The following is a 21,658-nucleotide window of genomic DNA, read 5'->3' as shown; positions in this document are numbered from 1 at the left end:
GGATGTTTGTTGCCCGTGATGCGGTCGTCGGCTACGGCAGCAGAATGAATGCGCCGAGCAGGTCGACGGGGTACATGGGCTCGACTCGCATTTGGCCGGTCATGCGGACGCTCTTGCGAATTCGTGTGTGGGCGTCGCGGAGGGCTTCGGCACGCTCCGTGGCGACGCGGTCGATCGCCGGCCGCAGACTTTCAAGAGTGCTGATGAAGTGCGTGAGTTGCTGTTTGACTAAAGACGGTGGAAGGTTGCCGCTGGGGGAGATGTCCAGCAGTGCCCGTGCTTCCTCGTCGGGTACCCACTGCGGATCGTCGGCGGAACCGGTGAACGCGACGATGCGGACTTCCTCTGCCAGCATCGGGTCGTCATCGCTGGCTCCTTTGCGTTTGACGTAAAGCTGGTATCGGAAGCGGGTGATGATCACGGATGTCTTTTCAGTGACGCCGCTGGTCTTGGTAACGCCACAACGCCGTGCGAGCGGTGGTTCGCCTTGGGCCTGGACTTCATCGAGGGCAGTTTCGAGAACGTACGAAGCCAAGCCTTCGACGATCGGATGCGTTCGACTGAGGTAGATCGTGTCGTCTTCGACGGGCAGATCGAATCGGCCGACGAACGAGCGGTCGCGGGCGATGGCATGACGCATGGCACGGGAAGTATCGTTGTCGACCGTGACTTCGATGCAATCGAGCGGCTTGTTGGCGACAGGGACGCCGGCCAAGTGCAGCGTGTCGCGGAGGAAGCGGTTGACCGTGGGTCCGGCTCCGATGGCTTCGCGGATGGCGGCTAACTCGGATCGGACTTCTTCAGTTTTAATGGAAAGTTGAGCAAACCGGGCTCGCGATTTCTTTTCTTGTTCGCGCGCGTCGTCCCACTGTGTGTGCAGTTTGTCTTTGATCGGATCCATGCCGGGCAAGAACATCTGGGGCGTGGTGTCCTGGCCGCGGAGTTCCATGCCCTCGAAGAGGGCTTTGACAACATCGTCGCTGCCACCGGGAACGGCGACGGAGATTCCCAGGTCGCTTTTGATCTTTTTGTGTTTACGAAGCAGCACGTCCAATACGATGCCGTCGATTTGGTTGTCGACGCCGAAATAGGTCAAGACACGAACCTTTTCGCTGGCTTGCCCAAACCGGTCGACGCGGCCTTCGCGTTGTTCGTGACGCGTCGGATTCCATGACAAGTCATAGTGGATGACGGCGTCGAATCCGTGCTGCAAGTTGATGCCTTCGCTGAGGCAATCGGTGCAAACGAGGACTCGTTTCTTGAAGTCGATCAGTTCAGCGATCCGGTCTTCACGTTCTTTGGGTGGAAGCGTGCCGGTGACGGCGGCAATTTCGACATCGACTTTATCCACCTTTTTGATCTTTTCCCGTAGACCGGTGGCAACGTAGTCGGCGGTGTCGATGAATCGGCAGAAGACGATTGGTTGGTAGCCTTCTTTCAATAGCTTCTTGAGTAGTTTGACGAGTTTGGTGAACTTTGCGTCATGGTCGTAGAACAGCTCTTCGGCGCTTAAAGCAAGGCGATTCAGACGCTGGCTGGTTTCGCTGGCGGAATCGTCGGACGGGTTGCTTCCGGGCGTGAAGTCAACGGCCAAGCTGTCATCGGATTCGTCTTGGTCCAAGACGGTGCGGCTGGCGGTTTCCTCAAGTTGCTTCTCGTCTTTTTCGTCGGCCGTGATCGCTCGGTTGCGCATCGTGGCGGCGGCAGCGGCAGGGCTGGACGCCATCGCTCGTAACAATGCCAACGCGGACCACCAACGAACGCGACGGTTGCGCTGATTTCCGGAATCGTCGCTGACCAATTCGCCGGCGAAACGAACGACTCGTTGGAACAGGGCTTTGTACTCGGGGGTTAGCTTGTAGCTGTCTTCGGCGTCTTCCCGATCGGGGAACGAGGTCGTCGTGCTCATTTCGCGATCCATCTCGATCACGTTGCCACGCAAACGTTGAACCAAGTGTTTAGAAAGCTCAACACGGAGGGCGGATTTACTTTCGGCTTCCAAGTCTCGCGGCAGGTCGCTGAACTTCTTGTCGACAAGTGAAAGGAGCGAACGGAAGGCGTCTTCGTTGCCGGAGTGCGGTGTGGCGGTGACCAGGACGAGGTGTCGCTCGGGATCGTCGGCGATGGCTTTGATCAACTCAAAGCGAGCTTGCCGACTCTGACCGGGCCTGCCGCTGCTGGTGCAGGTGTGGGCTTCGTCAACAATGACGAATTCGGGACATTCGCGAACGAAATCGTGACGGTGACGCGTGGATTTGACGAAGTCGGTCGAGACGATCACGAAAGGATAGTGCCGGAACAGAGATTCGCCAGCACGCAAACCACGTTCGAGTCGCTGGACGGTGCTGCTGAGTACGAGTTCGGCGTCGATGTGGAATTTTTCGCGGAGTTCCTTTTGCCATTGCTCGGCCAAGTGCGGCGGGCACAGCACGGCCATGCGGGTGATTTCGCCGCGCTCGATCATCTCTTTGGCGATCAACGATGCTTCGACGGTTTTGCCAATCCCAACGTCATCGGCGATCAGCATTCGGACGGGATCCAAACGCATGGCCATCAACAACGGCACGAGTTGGTAGGGCCGAGGTTCGACAGCGATTTTTCCAAAGCTACGGAACGGTCCGGCGGCGCTGCGGGTGGCGATCCGGGCGGCATCGCGAAGCAGCCGGCATGAGTTGAAGTCGCCGGGCTGGTTGGGGTCGGGGGGATCAAATTCGCCGGAGGTGACATTCTCGATCGCGCGGCAAATTCCGACGACCTCATCGTCGAGTCCGCCGATCGGACGGACCATCAAGATCTCGTCCGTGGAATCGGGCAGGACGACCCAATCACGGCCACGAGCTTTCACAAGCGTGCCGGGGGTGAAGTGCGGTTGGGGTTCGGTTGCAGTCGACATGGTGTTCAGGTGGCTGGTGTCTCGAGGGGAACTCGGCGACCAAAGATGTCGCTGTATTGATCAAAGATCTCGTTCCAGTTCGCTTTGTGATGGAACCGGATGGGCAGGTAACCGGCGGCGGACAAATTTCCGTCGTGCTGGTCATCTTCCTCGCGCACCTGCGGTGAGTCATGGGGTGGACCGTCGATGAAGATGACCGTGTTGTCGTCTTGGTAGAAGAAATCGGGTTCGACGTAGAGGTTGGGAACCCGGTACTGGGCGTGCGACGGCAGTTTCATCTTGCAGTCGTGAACGTACTTCAGCCACTTGCGTTCCAATCTGGACTCGGTCAGTCGCATGAGTTCGTCGAGGTGATCGACTCGCGAACGAGAGCTTCCGGAGATCGCCGTTGTTGATCTGGAAAGATCCAGCAACAGCGATTGAATCAGTTTGCGGTCGATGTGTGGATGATCCGGTTGATTGCCGTACTCGAGCAGGCAGTCGTAACACGCTGCCTCGCAATCAATCTTTTGATCTGGATCGTTCACCGCCTCTTCCCCGGTCACCGGGTCGAAGTGACAAATCTCCAATGACACTTTTGCGACCATCGCCATCGCATCGGGATTTTCGGCAAGCTGACGCAGCACGCCCGCACCACCCTCGGCGGCTTCATAGAAGAACAAGCGTCGCCGATCATCAAGGCTTGGTAACGGTTCGGCCGATAGCTCGTTGGGTTCCAGTTGAAAAACCTTTTGAATGCCCTGCTTGATTGCCGACTGAAGCGTCGCCATCGTGCCGACATCGTGGTTGGTACTGAACTCGATGGTGAGTGCATTCCGCCGATCTTCAACGTAGGGCACGACTTTGACGATTCGCCGCGACATCGGATCTTCTTGGTCCATGCCAGCTGCCGCTGAATCCGCTGCGGCTTTGTTTGTTGCCCAGTAGCCTCGCTCGACATCGAGATGGAACCCTCGGTCGGCTTCGTTCTTTCTTTGTCGCCAACCCATGTTCACTCGCCAGATCGTGGCGGTTTCACCATAGACAACGGTGGCGAGTTCTTGATCGCCAGCGCTCACTTCTGCTTTTCGGCAATCCGGTTCACCATTGACTTCGCCGAAGCGAAATGAATTGCGGATTTCGTAGCCGATACGTTGCCGTTCTTCTTCATCAGATGAAATTCGGCGGAGAGGTTTTGCAGTGACATTCTGCAGCCGAACTAGTTCGCGGATCTCGTCTTGCGGATCAAGCGGATCGTTGCAGCTTTGGCAAACATCGGGATTAAAGTCATCGCGGAGTAGATGCCCATAGCCGCATGCAGAGCATACTTTCAACGTGTATTGGGTCAGCTCCTCGGTGGCTTCGTCGAAGGCAAGGTTCACTTTGTTGACGCAATAGTGAACCCCCTCGTGATAGATAATGGCTCGCGGGCCGAACTCGGAGATCGCTAGGAACCGGGGCCGCGACAAGTACTCGTCTCGGCCGCGACGCCCACGACGTGCGGGGATGAAAGCGGACAGCGGCAACCGCGGGAAGTTGTAGCCAGGCAAGAATCCTTCGCTGGCGAAATAGCGGTAACTGTAAAAATCCCCTTCGGCTGCGTTCTTGGCGTCGGTCAACAGTGACAACTGCGATTCCGCTTGCGCCCGCAGATTCTTCGCACGGTTGCGATCGCTTTCTTGTCGCGTGTGATCGCCGATCACTTTGTTCATCTCACGGCGATGCTGAACGGCGGCGCGATAAAGACTCCGCCAGCGATTACACGCTTCGTCGAAACTTTGCGGGATTCGGCGAAGCACATCGTCAAGCCAGTCCTCGCGATACCACGTTGCTTGCGTCAGCTCTGGGCCAACGCTTTGGAGCAGGCGTCGAGCATGGGTCAAAGCTCGCCCGCGAATGGCCGGGTCGTTCAATTTCTCTTGAACGTTTTCATTGAGCGGAAGAGCCAGATTGTCTTCGGTGACAACAAGGACTTCGGCAAGCGTCTGTTTGAGGTTGAGGTTGGCTTCGGCCAGCCAAACGGCATGGACGTGAGCACGCAGCAAATCGGGATTTAGCAGATCCAGACGCGGCGCGGTGACTGCTCCAGACACCATGCGAGTTGGGTTCTTGAAGTAGTACTGATCGTGAGGGCTGTAACCGGAGCAATACGTGTAGACGAGTGCGGGTTGCCCGCCTCGTCCGGCACGGCCGCTCCGCTGGGCGTAGTTGGCCGGCGTCGGCGGGACGTTGCGCATGTTGACGACATTTAGGCGAGCGATGTCGACGCCTAGTTCCATCGTCGGCGAACAGAAAAGCACGTCAAGTTCACCGCTGCGAAATCGCTGCTCACGTTGCTCGCGATCTTCGGCGTGTACTTGTGCCGTGTGTTCGCGTCCTTCGAGTCCCGCGCCGAGTTCGGCGAAGACACGATAGAATTCGATGAAGTACTCGTTGGCGCTTCGGTCCGCTTCGGTGGCTCGGGTGACGCGAAGTTCATCGAGCATTTCTCGCGATCCGTCACCGCATTGCCAGATCATCACGGACGCAGGTATTTGGTATCCGTGAACCAGGCTTCCTTCACGCGGCGACCGAACTTCTTCCACCAAGCCGAATGGTTTCAAGCAGCGAAACAGATCGAGGATGATGTCACCGACGTCATCCGTCTTTAGAGCGGCTCCCAAGTCGGGCAACACACCCGGACGCTTAAGGAACATTCCGAAATTGCTTTGTGGCGAAATGCAGATATCTTCGGCACGCTCTCTATCCATCCGCGATCGCGGCCAAGCGATGCCAGCCTTGACCATCTCGCGAGCCTCTTCAACAACCCAATGTCCGCTCAATCGCTGTCGGCTTTGCTCGCTGATTCGATCTTGATATTCCGGCGACAATGAATCGTGCTTGATTGCCAACGAACGTCGCAGGTAATCCAACAAGACTCGAACGATGCGTTTGCGTTGATCGGGCGACGCTGCAATGAGTGCTCCGTGCGCGTTCTTCTCCGCCCAATATCCTTGATCCGACGCAAGCTCATCAAGACTGAGATAATCAAAGATTAGCAGACCACACTTTTCGAGGTTGGGGCTGGTGACCCGCCAGCCCTGCTCGAGATCGCGGTAGAGAAAGTAAGTTAATACGCTCTTTAACGCCCGACGCGTCTCTTCGAGTGCAGCACCACGCAGTTCCGTGTCATTGGCATAGAGATGCAGCGGCAAGTCCATCGCTCTCACGACATGGTCGACTAGTTCGTCGTACCGAACACCACTGCCGCCGAGACGACTCATCGCGCGATACAAAGCACTGCGAATCAAACCGACTTCGACAAAGTCGTTGAAGTGACCTGATTGAAGCGATGCATCCTGCCGGTTGTCCGTGAAGCTAAGCAGCTTCCGTGCTTCTGGTTGTAGGGTGTGATCGAATCGCAGCTTCAGAATCGTGGACAGAGCCAGGACAGTTGTTGCAGTGCTTCGACCATCCACTCCGAGCGTCGCGAGTTTGCCGAGGTCGCTTCGTTGCCGGGCGTTGTAGGCGACGCCGCATTTGGGATTTAGGCAAAATTGGAACGGGGCTTTGATGAACGCGACCGGGATACCCTCGCGGTCGTGCCCACCACCGGTATCCAGTGTCATCACCTCAGGGATATTCTTACCACGCTTGATTCGGTCCGGTTTGTTGGGTCGTTGTTCGATCCAATCCTCCGGAACCCGCGCGAGTACATCTTGCTCATCGCCCGTCCACGGTTCTTCAGATGATAGATAGAGGTAGCCGGCCTCCAGCCCTGACGAGGCCCCCGCACCGAAGTCTTCTCTGGGCGTGATGTGACCGTCGTGGTGGTGCTCCGGGCGATAGACGCGATAGTAGGGCTGGCCGCACGAGCGGCAAAAGACGAGCGGCAGAAGAATCCGTGTTCGATCGCCGGGGACATAGCGTTGACCTCGCAGCGTTATCTCTCGCTTGTCTTCTGCCTCTAAGCTGGCCCACGCGGTATCACCGCGGGTGATGAATTGGTGCAATCGAAAGGCAAAAACGGGAAATCCGTTTTCGGGCTGTTTGCAACGGCTGCCACCGTACAGATATCGCTCAATGGCCTGTTCGGATTGTTCGATGGATGTTTTGGCGAGTTTCGCTAAATCGGCGGTGGCCCCGTCCTTGCCGCGCAACGCTTGCGGTTGGCGACGAACAAGCCGGTCGGTTCCTTCTTCCCGCCGAATACCAAACGTGGTCTCGATCCAAGAGGCCAAGGGATCGGCTTTGAAGTCATCGTACTCAGGCGGTGGCTCTTCGGCGTCGGAGATGAGTTTCGTAAGCTGCGAACAGACCGCTTCATCATCGAAGTTAAGTTCGTTGGTCGCTCGACGGAGCTTCTCGCCGATTACGTTTTCTGGGGCAACTTCTTCGCCGAAAATTTTGGATGCAACCGTTGCGACGACCGCGGCTTGGTCTTCGCTTGTGCCGGACGATTCCATCGTTGCCGAAGTGCCGACGCAGTGCAGGTTCTCACTCTTAAACGCTTCGCGGCAACGCCGGATCAGCATCGAAACATCCGCGCCCTGCCGGCCTCGATAGGTGTGCAACTCGTCGAACACCAGGAATCGTAAGCTGCTCGATTTTGCGACCAGCTTTTGCTCTTCGATCCGCGTTAGGATCAGTTCGAGCATGACGTAGTTGGTGAGCAAAATGTCGGGCGGATTGTCCGTGATTCGCTTCCGTTCTTCTTCGCGTTCTTGGCCCGTGTATCGTGCGTAGGTCACCGGTGAACCGTCGCTACCGAATCCGCGCTTTAAAAACTTGTCGAGTTCTTCTCGCTGACTGTTGGCGAGCGCGTTCATCGGATAGACGACAATGGCCTGGATACCACGCCCGGAACCGTGCATCAGCACGTGATTCACGGCGGGGATGATGTAGGCGAGGCTTTTGCCCGATCCGGTGCCAGTTGTGAGTACGTAGGGCTGGTCATTGGCCGCGACACGAATCGCCTTGGATTGGTGCGTGTGAAGCCGCAATGGCTTGCCGAAGTCGCCATCGTCTTTCTTGATGCGAAAGATCTGACCGCAAGTTTCGTGAAGCACACCTTCTTGAATCAATTGTTCGATGGTCTCGCCGGGCTCGAACGAAGGGTTAAGCTGCAGCAGTGGCTCAGGCCAAAGCAAGCCTTCGTCGATTTCGTAGCGAACCGCATCGTCGATTCTCTTGTCGCCGATACGAATAAAGCTGCGCGTATAGGCCGAGTAGTCCTTGATGACATCTCGGTGCAGTTCGAATACGTCCATTTGATTGTGTCGCTGTTAGTTTCGTTACCAGCCAAATTGAAAGCGTCGCGGGGGACGCAATGATTCATCATCATCGAGCCGGTCTTCATTTTCCGGCGGCAAACGTCATTGCGTGTAGCTGCCCAGTGAGTTGTAGGCTTCTTCCGAAAGAGCGTTTGATTTACACAGCACGCTGGCTTTCGCGTACATGGAGTATTGTTGACCAGAAAGTTCGGGTAGCATACGCTCATTCGGGGGCCTTCACAATCAGAGGAGAGCCGGTGCTATGCAGTTCGGAGAAAGAGTGCGAGTGCTTCGTGCGCAACGAGCAATGACTCAGCAAGACCTTGCGGATTGTATGGATGTTAGCGTTTCGTACATCAGCAAAGTGGAGAACGGAAGATTGCACTCCGGTGATTACCCGTCGGAGAAGTTCATCCACAAGTTGGCCAGCGAGCTGAAAGCCAATGAAGACGAGTTGCTCTTGTTGGCGGACAAGGTGCCTGAGTCGATTCGGAAACGCATTCAGCAAAGGCCCGCGTTGTTTCGGAAACTAGCAGCAATGGACAAGCAATCGTTGGATGCCGTTGAGTCATCGATAGACACCGCCAATTAGCCAGCTGACTAATTTGAAGGGGCAAAGTGGAACGATTTCTAAGTTGGATGATGCTTGTTTTGTTGCCGGCCGCCGCAATGGCGGTGGCGATGATCATTCCCATTGCGATTGTCAAACGTTGGCGTGGGAACGAGGAACGGTCGCTTCGGAAGAGTCCCTTGACGAGGGAACTCTTGCGAAGTCCGGGACATTCGCTGCGCCAAAAGATAGATGAGGTCGAAGAAGACCTTTACAGTTCGCTGGCAATGCTGCTGATTGCTCCGTTCGCTCTGATCTCGATACATGTTTGTGATTCGTATTATCGAGGGACGCCAGAATCGTTTTGCCGGTATACGGTGGGCGTCGGCGCTCTGATAGTTGCGGGTGTGATCTTTGGGCGAAGGATTACCAAGAACCTCAATCAGCGCCGAAAACTGGTGCTTGGAATGGAAGGCGAACTTGCGACAGGGCAGGAACTCGACCAGTTGATGCTCGATGGTTGCCAAGTGTTTCATGACATCAAGGCTAAGCATGGGAACATCGACCACGTGGTTGTAAGTCGCAGCGGAGTTTTCTGTGTCGAAACCAAAATGATAAGCAAGTACACGGCTGGCAACGACAAAGCGGAAGTCGTTGTCGATCACGATCAGAATGTCTTGAGATTCGCGAACTTTGAGCAAGAAATCCCCAGCGGGCAGATCGAAAGCCAGACCGCGTGGCTATCGGAATTTCTTAGCTCTGCAACAGGGGATTCGGTGCGTGCTGAAGGCATACTCGCTCTACCAGGCTACTTCATCACGAAACGAATCGGCCGAGGCAGCGTCTTTGTCATCAATCCCGTCAAGCCTACACGCTTCTTCGTCAATTCTCGCAACGTCTACTCCGACCAAGTGATCAAACGGATCTCGCATCAGTTGGACCAACTTTGCCGAGATGTGCAGCCATCTTTCCGCGACGACCCGAGTTGGCAAGATTGACTACGCCCGAACCTTTTACCCCATCATGAATTTCCCGTCTGTAGGACCAACGATCGATGTCTGTTAATGCCAGAGACCGCAAACTTGAAGATTGGTACCACGAAGTGTCTGCTGGCACGATCAAGCTACCACGCTTCCAACGCCACGAAGCTTGGGACCGAAACCGTATTTCTAGCTTGATGCAGACGGTGATTAGCAATTTACCCCTGGGAATCACACTGGTCTTGAACGTCGGTGACGAGGAGCAGTTCATCTCCCGATACTTGGCGACCGCCCCAGAAACGAATGCTCAGGTTCGTGAGCACTTGCTTGATGGCCAGCAGCGTCTAACGGCGATGTGGCGAGTGCTGAATAACAACTATGAACGAGAGACGTTCTATGTTTATCTCGAGGAATTCGACGGCTACGAAGGTGACGAAGAACGTGAGGACAAGACGATCTATTGCCGAAATCGTTGGAGAACAAAGGATGGGGAACGACGCCCGCTTTGGTGCGACCAGCCCGCCGGGTGTTTCAAGCGTGGGCTATTTCCCGCGAGTTTACTTCGGCCTGGCGACATTCAGCCTGAGATTGATCAATGGATCGAAAACGCAACGTCGCCTCTGGAGCCAAAAGAACCAAGCAAGGAAGAGTTGAAAGCGTTTTACGATACGCAGAAACGGATCAGTGATCGAATCAAAGACTTTCGGTCCATCGTGGCGAATTACAACTTGCCGTACTTGGCCCTACCTGCGACGACGGATAAAGCGGTTGCACTGGACGTGTTCATCAACATGAACACCAACAGCAAACCGCTAAGCCAGTACGACATCATCGTTGCGGAAGTCGAGAGCGTGATGGGAAGCTCCCTTCACGATCTAGAAGAAGCGTTGGGGGAACAGCATCCCGAAATCCTGGACTTTGCCGACCTTTCCGATTTGATCCTGACGACCTCGGCGTTACTTCAGGGACATCTACCCAACCAGAAGGGTGCTTGGGCTATGGACAAGCGGAAGATGGTCGACAACTGGCCTCGTTTGACGCGTTGCATTGCCTTGATGGCAGCTTTTTTGAAGGCTGAAGGTATCTATGACTCCACTCGTCTACCGACCAATGCCGTACTCGCGCCCATCGCCGCTCTGTTCGATGCAATCCCCGATTCCGGCGACAAGCGAGGAAGAGACGAATTGCTTCTGAAACGCTATCTCTGGCACTCATTCTTTTCCGACCGGTATGAGAATGCAGCCGCAACGCATGCTTTCTCAGATTTCCAAATGCTCCGTCGCGTGATCAAGGGCGAAGTGCGTGAAAACGGATCGACTTACTCCGTCGACGACGTTCCAGTTTTCGAGCATTCGTTGGCGACGGCGGACGAAGTGGTACAAGCCGAATGGCCGAAACGAGCTACGATTCGCGGTCGCGCCGTATTGGCGGTTATGTGTCGTCTGGGTGCAAATGACTTTGCAACTGGTCAGCAGTTAAATGCGAACAACATCAAGTCTCGCCACTACCACCATGTCTACCCCGACGCCTTGTTGCAAGAGGCCGAAATCGAAAGCTATCTGGCGGTCAATTGTGCTTTGATCAGTGACAAGACAAATCTATCCATTGGTCGCAAAGACCCGGTCGACTACTTGAAAGGGCACTATCAATGGGCATCAGAGGCTGTGGTAAGCGATCGACTTCAATCGCATTTAATCCCGGTACCGGAACTCGCCAACGGTGGATACGAGAACCTGAGCGACGAAGAGAAGAACGCGAAGCTAGCGGATGACTTTCGAGCTTTCACGAATCGCCGCGCTGCGCTCGTAGTTGCTGCCCTTTCTAAGCTCATCGAAGGTAGAGCCGTGAGCGCCAGCGAGCTTTTCTCGGAAGTTCAAGTTGTGACACGAGATGAATTTCAAGACTCCTAGTGACTCCCCTCAGCGCTGGTTTTGCCAGGAATTTGATTCGTTTTTTGATAGATGCGTTTTATGACATCCCCGTTTCTAGAAATGTCACCAGACGATTGGATTGCATCGAACGATTTGGCTTTTGCTATTTCGGACGGTTTCCCGGTGGCTCCGGGACACTCGCTCGTGATTACTCGGCGGCTTGTCTCCACTTGGTTTGATGCAACTGCCGAAGAGCAGGCTGCCTTGATGGAACTGGTGAACGTCGTCAAACAAAAGCTGGATGAAACGCTTCGTCCTCAGCCAGATGGGTACAACGTTGGCTTCAATGCCGGCAGTGCTGCTGGTCAAACAGTCGATCATGTCCACATCCACGTGATACCGAGATACGTCGGCGACATGGATGATCCGCGCGGAGGTGTTCGTCACGTCATTCCAGGTAAAGGGAACTACCTAAAGGCACCTGCCGCAGGAGTTGATCTGCTTCAAGGCAAGTCGAAGGAAAGCCTTCTAATTCGGGGATCGGAAGATCCGTTCCTTCCGCATATGCGATTGTGCATCGATAAGTCCATTCGTGTTGATTTCGCGGTGGCATTTATCTTGAAGAGCGGAGTCGGCCTAATTCGAGAGCATCTTCGTGATCTAATGGACCGGGGAGGTCAGGTAAGGATCGTTACTGGTGACTATCTGGATGCAACCGACCCTGATGCGCTCGTTGAGCTTCTGGACCTCGGTGACGATCTCCAGCTAAGAGTTTTTGAGGCGACAAATACGTCGTTTCATCCGAAGGCCTACATTTTCTACGACGGTGAAGACCAAGGCACCGCATTTGTTGGCAGTTCCAACCTGACAATGCCGGCCCTTCGTGGCGGTGTCGAGTGGAACTATCGAGTGCTCCGCGCCGACGCGGATCGAGGGTTCGCCGAGGTCGCGAACGCGTTTGGCGATCTATTCACCCATCCGATGACGCGAGTTGTCGACCCGGACTGGATCGACTCATATCGATCACGGCGAGTCGAGGTCACCACGCGACGTGTTGTCGAGGTCGTGGAGGAATCGCCCGAGCCACCGCCTAAACCACACGCAATTCAGGAAGAGGCCTTGGCAGCGCTGAGCGCGACACGACGAGCTGGAAATGAAGCGGGACTGGTAGTCCTCGCCACCGGACTTGGAAAGACCTGGCTTGCCGCCTTTGATTCGGCGTCCGATGAGTTCCAGAATGTTCTATTTGTCGCCCACCGGGAAGAGATTCTGACCCAAGCGATGCAGACGTTTCGGCGGATTCGGCCCCAAGCGAGACTTGGTTTCTACACAGGGAAAGAGAAAGCACCTGAAGCGGATGTCCTCTTCGCGTCAATCCAAACGCTGGGGCGAATTCAGCACCTTGAACAGTTCGAACGCGAAAGATTTGACTACATCATCGTCGATGAATTTCACCACGCCGCCGCCCGAACCTATCGCCGACTGATTGACTACTTCACACCTCGTTTTCTACTAGGATTGACCGCAACTCCAGAGCGGATGGACGGCGGCGATCTTTTGGCTCTTTGCCAAGAAAATCTCGTCTATCGCAAGGATCTTGTGGCGGGGATTGAAGCTGGCCTTCTCTGCCCCTTCCGGTATTTCGGTGTTCCGGATGAGGTCGACTATGCAAATATTCCTTGGCGCAGTAGCCGGTTCGACGAAGAGGCACTCACGAATGCCGTCGCTACGAACCAACGGGCCGAGAATGCTCTGGAGCAGTACTGGGAACGCGGTGGTAAACGAACGCTAGGGTTCTGTTGCTCACAGCGCCACGCAGATTTCATGGCCGATTTCTTCGTCCAGAACGGAGTTCGCGCCGTCGCAGTTCATTCGGGAGCGCGATCGGCGCCTCGTGCCTCGGCGTTAGAAGCTCTGGCAGAAGGCGAACTAGACATTCTGTTCGCCGTGGACATGTTCAACGAGGGATTGGACATGCCCAACATCGACACCGTTCTAATGCTGCGTCCGACCGAATCGAGCATCATTTGGTTGCAGCAGTTTGGTCGTGGACTGCGGCGTGCCGAAGGAAAGAAGAATCTTCAGGTCATCGACTACATTGGAAACCACCGGGCATTCTTGCTAAAGGTGAGATCTCTTCTGGCGCCCGTGTTTGGAACAGGAGGTTCGGATTCTGAAATCTCGGCGGCGATGCGACTACTCCAGCAGGGGCGGGCGGATCTGCCCGAAGGTTGCGAGATCACTTATGACCTGGAGGCGATTGATATCATCAAGTCGCTACTTCGGATTCGCCCTTCAGATGATGCGATATTGGCGTTCTACGATGATTTCCGCGAACGTCACGGAACGCGGCCGACTGCCGTGGAGTTGTACCACTCGGGATACAATCCGCGGTCAGTGCGAAAGACGCACGGTTCTTGGACGAAGTTTCTTCGGTCCATGGGCGATCTTGATGACGGAGAAACCAACGCGTTGGAGTCCGCCGGGAACTTTCTTGATACTCTCGAATCGACGCCCATGACCAAGAGCTTCAAAATGTTGACGCTCTTGTCGATGCTCAATCAAGATGCGATGCCAGGGAAAATCGGAATCAAGGAATTGACGGCTGAGTTTCAGCGCATTGCAAGGCGCAGCCAGACGCTTCGTGCAGACGTCGGAGACAGTCTCGATGACGTATCGCGATTAAAAACGCTCATCGAGAAGAACCCAATTGAGGCATGGTGTGGCGGGAAAGGAACCGGCGGCAATGCGTATTTCCGCTACGAGGACTCGCAATTCTCTTCTGAAATCTCTGTAACGGAATCGTCGAGAGGCCAATTCCAGGATTTGGTACGCGAAATCGTGGATTGGAGGCTTGCAGAATACCTGGATCGAGATCATGAATCGGCGGAACCCAATCAGTTTGTATGTCGCATCCTGCAAAACAAAAGTGGTGGGGCGATATTGAAGTTGCCGGATCGCAAGAAGACGTCAGGCATTCCATCTGACTGGGTCGAAATTTTGGCGAACGGAAACTCCTATGTCGCAAACTTTAAGAAAGAGTTTATCAACGTCATTCGCGAAGACCATAGCACGGACAACAACGTACTAACAGAAATTGTGCAAGAGTGGTTCGGTCCGGATGCGGGGCGTCCCGGAACACGATACGAAGTGCGATTCGAACCTGCAGGCGATGGACTCATCATGGAACCATCGTCATCGTACAAGCATGCGTCGACAGCGGAGACCTGGCGTCACTACATGCGAGAAGATATCGCGCCGTTATTCGGGCTGTCGTTCAGCACAGCGATCTGGAACCAGGGTTTTGTCGTTGCCGGCGGGCACGTGTTTCTTCTGGTAACGCTCGATAAGGGCGGTCTCAACAAAGACCACCGGTACGAAGATCATTTTCTATCGGAGGGCCGATTTCAGTGGCAGAGTCAGAACAGGACGAAGCAAGACAGCAAGCACGGACGGATCATCAAAAACGCAAAAGCCGAAGGCTTCGAAATCCACCTGTTCATCCGCAAGCTCAAAGTACTCGACGGGAAGGCAGCTCCCTTCGTCTACTGCGGACCCGTAGATTTCGAGAGCTGGGAGGGCGAGAAACCGATTTCCATTACGTGGAGCCTTCGCGAACCAGTGCCGGAAGAGCTGCGAAGCATTTTGGATGTGCCGGCAAAGACTAAGGGTTCGCAGTGAGAGCTCTGCACAACACCTTATCTGAAGGAATGTTTGCCGCTCGCGTCACTGGGCACTCCATGGAGCCGAAGATACCGGGCGATTCTTGGTGCCTTTTTCGCCCTATCACGCCTGGTTCACGCGATGGGAAATTGATATTGGTTCAAGTCAATACGCACACAGATCCAGAAGACGGCGGCCGCTACACGGTCAAACGTTATCACTCCAACAAGCGAGTGACGGAGGACGGATGGCAGCACGAAACCATCGAGCTCCAACCGCTCAACGAGGAATACAAACCCATCCAAGTTTCACCTGAACAGGCAAACGACTTGAGGATCATCGGTGAATTCGTTTGCTTGATTGATTGAAATCGCCACTTCCTGAATACGAACTGAAACTGGAAATGCAAGATTCATTCGACATCATCGGTGACATCCACGGGCACGCGGATGAGCTTGTCTCATTGCTGGAAAACCTGGGGTATCGACGGCATGGCCAAGGCTACCGCCATTCGGATCGGAAAGTCATTTTCGTTGGCGACTTCGTAGATCGCGGTTCAGCAATCGGAAAAGTCGTCGACATCGCTAGGGCGATGGTGGCTGCGGGGGACGCCTTGGCGGTGATGGGGAATCATGAATACAACGCGATTGCGTTTCATACTCCGCGGCCGGGGAAGCAGGACGAATGGTTTCGGCCTCATTCGGAAAAGAACTTGAAGCAGCACAGGGCGACGCTGGATCAGTTGTCGCCGAGTGAATTGGCGGATGCGATTGCTTGGTTTAGAACGCTGCCGGTTGCGATTGAGATCGGTGGGATTCGTGTGGCTCATGCGTCGTGGCAGACACGGGATATCGAGTGCATCAACGACGCATTGGCCGACGCGGGCAGATTCACGCCTAAAGTTCTAGCGATGTCGGAAGATGCCGGCAGTGATTTGAACGACGCGATCGAGAATGTATTGAAAGGTCCAGAGTTGCAGATGCCAGATGGACACTCAATTGTTGACAAGGCTGGACATCGGAGAGACTCGGTTCGGATCAAATGGTATGAGGACGGTACTGGACGCACCTATCGTCAGCATCACCTGGGCAGCGACGAAGTGCCTGATGTTCAGATTGCCCCTGGCGATCTGGCGACCGTTGACGTTTACCCCCGTGACGCAGTGCCGGTGTTTGTGGGCCACTATTGGCTAACCGGTACGCCGACGCCACTGGCGGCCAACGTGGCTTGCACAGACTACAGCGTGGCGAAGGGCGGCAAGTTGGTTGCCTACCGCTGGGATGGCGAGTCGGAACTGAGTGCCGACAAGTTTCATTGGGTCGATACCGAATGAAAGTCTATCTCGACGATGAACGAACGACGCCTGATGGTTGGCACCGCGTCTATTGGCCCGATGAAGCCATCGAGTTGTTGAAGACCGGCACGGTCACCGACATCAGCCTGGATCACGATCTTGGCGATGACGATCGCGGCACGGGTTACGACGTTGTCCTTTGGATCGAAGAACAGGTGGCCTTGCACGGCTTCGTTCCACCATCGGTGAAAGTTCACTCGGCGAATGTGTCGGCACGAACAAAGATGGAGAATGGAATTCGTGCGATCGAGGCAATGGTGAGTCGGCGTAACGGCTGAAGCTCAGCCGGACTTCAGCCATCGACGTATTCGAGATGGTTTCCAATACGTTGAACTCGCCTCTTGAGCTTGAGGCCTCCTTCGTCAGCAATCAGGCTGAAATCGAAGTCCCTGCTTAACATCTCCAGACAAAGAGCGGATAGATAGTGTGCTCGAGCGGTCACCCAGGCGTTGATGCCAACTTGGGAGTTGAAAACGGAAATCAGCTCGTCGTCGGTCGATCCACGGAACTGAGCAATAAACCCGTACCGATCTTCTTCTACACTGCTCATCAATTTCTCCACATGTGCTTGAACTCACAACGAGTTCAGACACGCTGCGTTCACCTCGGTTCGCATCGTCGCCAATGATTTGCAGAACCTCAGCCGATTTCGCAAGTCTCTTTCGTGCAGCGGCCGGTGAGGCGAAGGCGGTTCTTGGCGAAGACTTGGTAGCCGAAGTTGAGGGCGTGCGAGATGCCGGGTAGGCGGGTTGGCCAGACCAGTAAGCCGAAGCCGACGGCCGAGTAGAGTTGGCGGAAGACTTCGACACCGATGATCCACTGGCCGTCAGGAAATCGACCGTGGATTTCATCCATGAACTGCGCGGGCGTCTTTTCGTATTCTGTCGCGTTGAAATAGTCCGCTGCGATGTCGGTGAACTGGATGCGGTCTTTGCGATCGAGCCATTTCAGCAGCTTGATTTCACGCAGGCACAGTGGGCACTCGCCATCGTAGAAGACTTCGACGGTTTGGCCGGCGGCTGAGGGGTGGTTGCTCATGAATTACTTCAACCGGATCAAAACTTCGTTTCGACGCAGTGGGCCAGGTGTGAAGGGCGGATCGTAGGATGCGGATTCAACACCACTGGCTTCAGGAGATTCGTCGGCAGCGAGGCCTTTCGATTCCATCCAGGTTCGGAGCTTGGTCTCGGATTCTTTGGCGAGCTTCTTGTTGAGTCGGCCGGAGAATCGGAGGACTGCGAATCGGCCGCCGGCCCGTTTGCGAACGTCGACATCGGCACCGGTGGGCGATGGCACGCCTTCGACGGCGATTTCTTTCGGCATCACGAATCCCATTTGGACTTCCGAATCCGCTTTGTCATTTTCCATGAACACTGGCGTCGTCATGGAGATCTTCTGCTCGGACTCGTTCGCGCCCGAGATGTAGCGGAACAGTTTCATGAAACTGCCGTCGCGACCTTGGGCGTCGATCTTGGTGGACGTGGCAACCAGCATCAGGTCGGGGTATTCGCGGACTTCAAAGTTGCCGTCGGATTCGATGACCTTGTATTCGGCTGACTCGTAGCCGGCTCGAGTGGTCTTGTTGAACACAAACACCCCGATCGCGACCAATACCGCGACACTGAAGAAATACACCATTCGTTTACGCATCATCCATTCACCCAACGAAAACCCGCAGCGACGATCCGGAAATCGGACCGTCCACCATAGAAGGATAGGTGTCTGACAAGGAGGCGAGTAGAAACCGGAGCTAACGCCAAATCGGTGACTTCACCAGTTGTTCCAGGTGATCGAGAACTGCAGGACGCTCGCGATCGTGACCCAGATCAGGTACGGGATCTGGGCGAAGGTGATCCAGCGATGATGGGGCCAGATGGCTTTCATGGCCCAGAGGATCGTAATCCAGACGATGGCGATGTCGAGGGCGGCGAGCGGGAGGTTTCGCAGGCCGAACTGGATCGGAGTGAACGCGATGTTGGCGATCAGGTTGATGGCGAAGGGAATCGCGACCGGCCACGGGATCTGCTTGCGGGCGACTCGGTAGAAGACATAGCCGAATGTGACCAGGATGATCGGGTAGAGGAGTTGCCAGATCAGACCGATGGTCGACGGCTCGGGCGTCCAAGCCGGTTTATCGAGGGCGTCGTACCAGTCTCGCCAGGTCATTGAGGGAAGTTTGAAGAGTGAAGGGTGAAAGATGTGGATTGCGATTTCCGGGTTATGAAGTCGGAGTGTCGCGTGGTGAGCGGGCCCCCACTATCTCAAGCCGTTTACTCTCCCGAGACTGCTCGCTCAATCTCGGCTGGAGTCGGCTCGGTTCCGGTTTGGGTCTTGGACATGAACTTCAGCACTCGTGCATGCAACTTTTCCCGATCGACATTGCTCAGCCGGTCGCCCATCATCGCGAGCGTTTCGGATTGAGCGATCGTGGCTGCAAGTGTTGCGTTGATGTAGCTGTTTAACGAAACGCCCTGTTTGCTGGCCAACTCTTGCGCCTTTGCTTTTAGGTCATCTCGCATTCGCAAGGAAAGCGTTGCCATGATCAATTCTCCAGGTCATGCGGATCAGCGAAAAGTGCTACGTGGGCGGCCGCGGACCGGCTATGGAAGTTTGAATAGTTAAGGGTGAAGTTTAAAATTTGAAAATACCGGGTAATGAGTGTCGCTTCCACGACTCCCATGGAGCAGGGGGCTGTTTTGAGTAAGCGTTTACCACATTTTATGACGAGGGCGGTTCAAATGCCGCTAGTGGATAACTTGTGCGGAGAGACCTTTTGAAAGGAGTTCGGTTCGCTCAACTTCAATAGGACCCATCGGTTTACTCCGACCGCCGGGTTAACGAACAAGCCGACGTTGGTCCCATGGACTGACGCCGGCTTTTTTTGTGCTTTACCGCAGTCTAGGCAAGGACTTACGTCGACGCTGGCCGGCCAAAGTTCTCTCCGGGTGTCGCTGAAAAAGTACTATCCGATTGTCGCCGGAACGCTCCGCGGTCCGATTCTGGGCAAAGGTCTCACGTGTCTCTGTACGATTTGACCTCAAGGTTATGAAATTGCGGACTGCTAGTATCTCCGATCCCCGAGTGATTGCTGCCTAGACTCGCGTGCTGCGAAACCACCATGGGGTCTCTGATCAACTGGCGAGTAACGCGGTAAGTGCCCTGGCGAAACTTGGTTCCGATGCAACCGTCGCTGTTCCGGTTCTTCAAATGCTTTCACAAGATCCGAGCATCTCAGGTACAGTTAATGACGACGTTGCCGCTGCCCTGGAGAGCATTCGCTAGACCCCATACCCAATGCAGAAGACGCCGGAGCTAAGCAATGTACCCGAGTTGGGCAGTCGGGCGGTTTGGCAATGAAGAATCTCCCGTCGCGACCGGGCGATTGCAGACGTTACGCGACAATATTTTTCCGAGCATAAAAGGTGACTGCAATTCCGTTTCTCTATCTCGCGATCTTCTTGCTTCTGCTCACTTTCTGGGTCGTTGGTGAAGTCCAGGACAAGCCTGTGCTTCGCCGCGTGTGTGGGCCATTGTCCGCTCTATTACTCGCCACCGCGGTCGGTGGGTTTGCCGTACTTCACGTCGCGTTCGACGATTCGATTCGATACTCTGGTGCGATGAAGCGATTTGTCTCCGCGTTAATTGACGCAATTGACCGAGGGGAATCGGAACGGGCTCACGATGAACTGCGTCGATTCGACAAAATCAGCATCGAAACATACGAAGGCGGAGCGCTACTTGAGTGGCTGACAGACCCGGTCGAACGCCTCGATGTAGATCACGCTAGTGGCGATTCTTCCTCGCCCAACACCGAAGACGACGCGGTACAATGACGCGTAACCATCGCGTGCTTGCAGAGGCCCGTTGGTTCGATTTTTCGTATGGATACTCAGTTCACGAGTCTCGGTGACGCGGGCCGTTATCCGCTCAATTCAACATCCCCGATTTGCTGCACGTGGAGAGTAGCCTTGCCGAGATTTACTGACCAATCGGAGATCGCAACGGCGTTAAAAGGACTCGGTATTGCCGACACTATTGCTGAGGCCTTGGCCGCAGAACAAGTGAATGACGGGAGCCCTCATGTCGAGACGACAAGTTTCCTGCGCATTGTGAACAGCTTTGTGTGCAAGCTGGACGCCCCTGAATCGCTAGACTACGTCCATTCACTCTCCGCCGAAGAATTGGAAACGAACCTGTTTGCGAAATCGGTAAGACGGATGCTCGATTCGGGCGTCTCTCCTCTGGATATCAAGACCGTGATTCGTGAAACGCAATGCGATTTACTTGAAAACGTGTTTTCACTTCTCGATAACGTGTCTGATTACGACGGTTTACATGAGAACATCAACGCAATGAAGAAATGGTAATTCATGTCGGACCAACTGCTGGGCGGATATCCCACGGAGAAAGAATCAGTCCAGCAACATCTACCGCCACAGTCACTTTGCGAACGTGACACCGGACGGCTCGCGCCGTTCCGCTAGCAAAGCAGAGGCGAATCACGACCACGAACCACACGAAAGACAACACATACCCCGCTTTCGTGTCCTTCGTCGATTTCGTGGTAAAAAACACACCCACCATCACTCCAGCGACGGATATACCACTGAGAAGGACAGGTGCCAGGACTTTCAGCGGCGACAGTCACTTTGCAAACGTGACACCGGACGGCTCGCGCCGTTTCGCTAGCAACGCAGAGGCGATTCACGACCACGAACCACACGAAAGACAACCACACCCCACTTTCGTGTCCTTCGTCTATTTCGTGGTAAAAAACACACCCACCATCACTCCAGCGACGGATATACCACTGAGAAGGACAGGTGCCAGGACTTTCAGCGGCGACAGTCACTTTGCAAACGTGACACCGGACGGCTCGCGCCGTTTCGCTAGCAAAGCAGAGGCGATTCACGACCACGAACCACACGAGAGACAACCACACCCCACTTTTGTGTCCTTCGTCTATTTCGTGGTGAAAAACACACCCTTCATTGCTTCAGCGACGACAACTGACGGCTGACCCACGACCCCACCATCCCCTTCGCCCGCACGGAAGGCCCGAGAAACAAGCCCCGATACAGATAAAAGCTTCCTGTCACGAATGGCACGGGCGTAA

The 21,658-nt window shown here is 55.0% G+C and carries 16 protein-coding genes; 9 read left to right on the top strand and 7 right to left on the bottom strand.

The genetic code is table 11. The features are described from left to right. Positions 1-31: 31 nt before the first annotated feature. Both NB063_RS08255 and NB063_RS08250 read right to left on the bottom strand, forming a co-directional pair. Positions 32-2,893, bottom strand: coding sequence for a helicase-related protein (locus tag NB063_RS08255; RefSeq protein WP_250928291.1), 2,862 nt, complete (start codon positions 2,891-2,893; stop codon positions 32-34). 5 nt (positions 2,894-2,898) lie between these two features. Further along, positions 2,899-8,121: a DEAD/DEAH box helicase gene (locus NB063_RS08250; protein ID WP_250928290.1), complete on the bottom strand. Its 5,223-nt coding sequence runs from the start codon at positions 8,119-8,121 to the stop codon at positions 2,899-2,901. A gap of 265 nt (positions 8,122-8,386) precedes the next feature. Here NB063_RS08250 and NB063_RS08245 point away from each other — a divergent pair, with 265 nt between their 5' ends. Genes NB063_RS08245 through NB063_RS08215 form a run of 7 tightly spaced genes read left to right on the top strand, consistent with a single transcriptional unit; the run spans position 8,387 to position 16,820 of the window. Next, positions 8,387-8,716: a helix-turn-helix domain-containing protein gene (locus NB063_RS08245; RefSeq protein ID WP_261367271.1), complete on the top strand. Its 330-nt coding sequence runs from the start codon at positions 8,387-8,389 to the stop codon at positions 8,714-8,716. A gap of 26 nt (positions 8,717-8,742) precedes the next feature. Further along, positions 8,743-9,672, top strand: coding sequence for a nuclease-related domain-containing protein (locus tag NB063_RS32425; RefSeq protein ID WP_250928288.1), 930 nt, complete (start codon positions 8,743-8,745; stop codon positions 9,670-9,672). Between the two features lie 56 nt (positions 9,673-9,728). Beyond that, entirely contained in the window at positions 9,729-11,564 is a 1,836-nt protein-coding gene (locus NB063_RS08235) for a DUF262 domain-containing protein (RefSeq protein ID WP_250928287.1), read from the top strand. A gap of 60 nt (positions 11,565-11,624) precedes the next feature. After that, positions 11,625-15,206, top strand: a complete 3,582-nt coding sequence (locus tag NB063_RS08230; protein WP_250928286.1) for a DUF3427 domain-containing protein — start codon at positions 11,625-11,627, stop codon at positions 15,204-15,206. Beyond that, entirely contained in the window at positions 15,203-15,556 is a 354-nt protein-coding gene (locus tag NB063_RS08225; RefSeq protein ID WP_250928285.1) for a S24 family peptidase, read from the top strand. Before NB063_RS08230 ends, NB063_RS08225 begins: the two co-directional genes overlap by 4 nt. Further along, positions 15,553-16,521, top strand: a complete 969-nt coding sequence (locus NB063_RS08220; protein ID WP_250928284.1) for a metallophosphoesterase — start codon at positions 15,553-15,555, stop codon at positions 16,519-16,521. The genes NB063_RS08225 and NB063_RS08220 overlap by 4 nt, the downstream gene beginning before the upstream one ends. Next, positions 16,518-16,820 carry a cyclic-phosphate processing receiver domain-containing protein gene (locus NB063_RS08215; protein WP_250928283.1) on the top strand — a complete coding sequence of 101 codons (303 nt, stop codon included), beginning with the start codon at positions 16,518-16,520 and terminating at the stop codon, positions 16,818-16,820. Before NB063_RS08220 ends, NB063_RS08215 begins: the two co-directional genes overlap by 4 nt. A 14-nt stretch (positions 16,821-16,834) precedes the next feature. Here NB063_RS08215 and NB063_RS08210 read toward each other — a convergent pair whose 3' ends face one another. The 5 genes from NB063_RS08210 to NB063_RS08190 form a co-directional block, all read right to left on the bottom strand. Then, positions 16,835-17,092, bottom strand: a complete 258-nt coding sequence (locus NB063_RS08210) for a hypothetical protein (protein WP_250928282.1) — start codon at positions 17,090-17,092, stop codon at positions 16,835-16,837. Positions 17,093-17,181: 89 nt separating this feature from the next. Continuing rightward, positions 17,182-17,580, bottom strand: a complete 399-nt coding sequence (locus tag NB063_RS08205) for a thiol-disulfide oxidoreductase DCC family protein (RefSeq protein ID WP_250928281.1) — start codon at positions 17,578-17,580, stop codon at positions 17,182-17,184. Between the two features lie 3 nt (positions 17,581-17,583). Further along, positions 17,584-18,192, bottom strand: coding sequence for an SOUL family heme-binding protein (locus NB063_RS08200; RefSeq protein ID WP_407652583.1), 609 nt, complete (start codon positions 18,190-18,192; stop codon positions 17,584-17,586). Between the two features lie 120 nt (positions 18,193-18,312). Beyond that, positions 18,313-18,708, bottom strand: coding sequence for a TspO/MBR family protein (locus tag NB063_RS08195; RefSeq protein ID WP_250928279.1), 396 nt, complete (start codon positions 18,706-18,708; stop codon positions 18,313-18,315). 104 nt (positions 18,709-18,812) lie between these two features. After that, positions 18,813-19,082, bottom strand: coding sequence for a toxin-antitoxin system HicB family antitoxin (locus tag NB063_RS08190; RefSeq protein ID WP_250928278.1), 270 nt, complete (start codon positions 19,080-19,082; stop codon positions 18,813-18,815). Between the two features lie 882 nt (positions 19,083-19,964). On the opposite strand from NB063_RS08190, the gene NB063_RS08185 reads away from it, so the two are divergent. Together NB063_RS08185 and NB063_RS08180 are read left to right on the top strand one after the other, a co-directional pair. Next, positions 19,965-20,375, top strand: coding sequence for a hypothetical protein (locus tag NB063_RS08185; protein ID WP_250928277.1), 411 nt, complete (start codon positions 19,965-19,967; stop codon positions 20,373-20,375). Positions 20,376-20,510: 135 nt separating this feature from the next. Beyond that, complete coding sequence (locus tag NB063_RS08180) at positions 20,511-20,909, top strand: hypothetical protein (protein ID WP_250928276.1); 399 nt, start codon at positions 20,511-20,513, stop codon at positions 20,907-20,909. The last annotated feature ends 749 nt before the right edge of the window (positions 20,910-21,658 follow it).

It is taken from the genome of Aporhodopirellula aestuarii (genome assembly GCF_023701485.1).
GTDB lineage: Bacteria > Planctomycetota > Planctomycetia > Pirellulales > Pirellulaceae > Rhodopirellula > Rhodopirellula aestuarii.
Note: the sequence above shows the minus strand (reverse complement) of the source record. Positions and strands in the feature narration are given on the sequence as shown.